Annotated in this window: 2 protein-coding genes; one reads left to right on the top strand and one right to left on the bottom strand. The window is 62.3% G+C overall.

Annotated features, from left to right (window positions below):
• The first annotated feature begins 18 nt into the window (after window positions 1-18).
• Window positions 19-273 carry a DUF2171 domain-containing protein gene (locus EN939_RS36425; RefSeq protein ID WP_127269889.1) on the top strand — a complete coding sequence of 85 codons (255 nt, stop codon included), beginning with the start codon at window positions 19-21 and terminating at the stop codon, window positions 271-273.
• Between the two features lie 8 nt (window positions 274-281).
• Here the strand turns inward: EN939_RS36425 and EN939_RS36420 are convergent.
• Window positions 282-794: P1 family peptidase (locus EN939_RS36420; protein WP_206528461.1), on the bottom strand; the 513-nt coding region annotated here is incomplete at its 5' end.

Below are 794 nucleotides of genomic sequence, written 5' to 3'. Positions count from 1 at the left end.
GTCCCAATGGAGACCACCATGACCGACACCAGCAAAATTCGCGAGCATATGGAAGTCGTCGGCGCCGACGGCGTGCATGTCGGCACTGTCGACAAGGTCGATGGCCAGCGCATCAAGCTGACCAAGGCCGATAGCGGCGAGGGCGCTCACAAGGGCCATCATCACTATATTCCCCTGAGCCTGATTGCCGAAGTCGACGGCAAGAAGGTCTGGCTGTCGGCGAATTCCGATGTTGCGGTGACGTTCGAGGAAGAAAAGTCCGATCGGGTCTGATTATCGCTTCACCTCAGGCGTGACGACCAGACCGGAAACAGATCGTTTTCGGCAGGGGTTGCCGCATAGACGCCGCGGCTGATGGCGCGCGCCATGGTGGCGCCGGCTGCGGCGTAGAGATCGATCGCCGCATCGGCGGAGAGTTCGATACCGCTCGTGCCGGTCGCCAGCGCGAACACAAGGTCGCCATCGGCCGGTGTGTGCGTCGGCCATATCGCGCGCACGAACCCGTCATGCGCCGATATCGCCAGGCGCTTGGCGGCAGCTTTTGTGAGCACCGCATCGGTGGCAATGACGGCGATGGTGGTGTTGCCGCCGGTCTCCATCTGCCTGCCAACATGCTTGTCGCGGTGTTTCAAAAGAATCCGTTTCGCATCGTCCGGCATCGGCGAGGGATAACCAAGCCCGCCGAATTCGTTGCCGATTTCGAACGGTGCTGCCCAGAAATGGCGGGTTCGGCCTGTGGTCACCGATCCGGTCGGGTTGACGGCGGCCTCGGCTCCGCCTCGACGCTGCTGGAT

The organism is Mesorhizobium sp. M7A.F.Ca.CA.002.05.1.1 (genome assembly GCF_003998335.1).
Lineage (GTDB): Bacteria > Pseudomonadota > Alphaproteobacteria > Rhizobiales > Rhizobiaceae > Mesorhizobium.
This window is presented reverse-complemented; position numbering and strand designations above follow the sequence as displayed.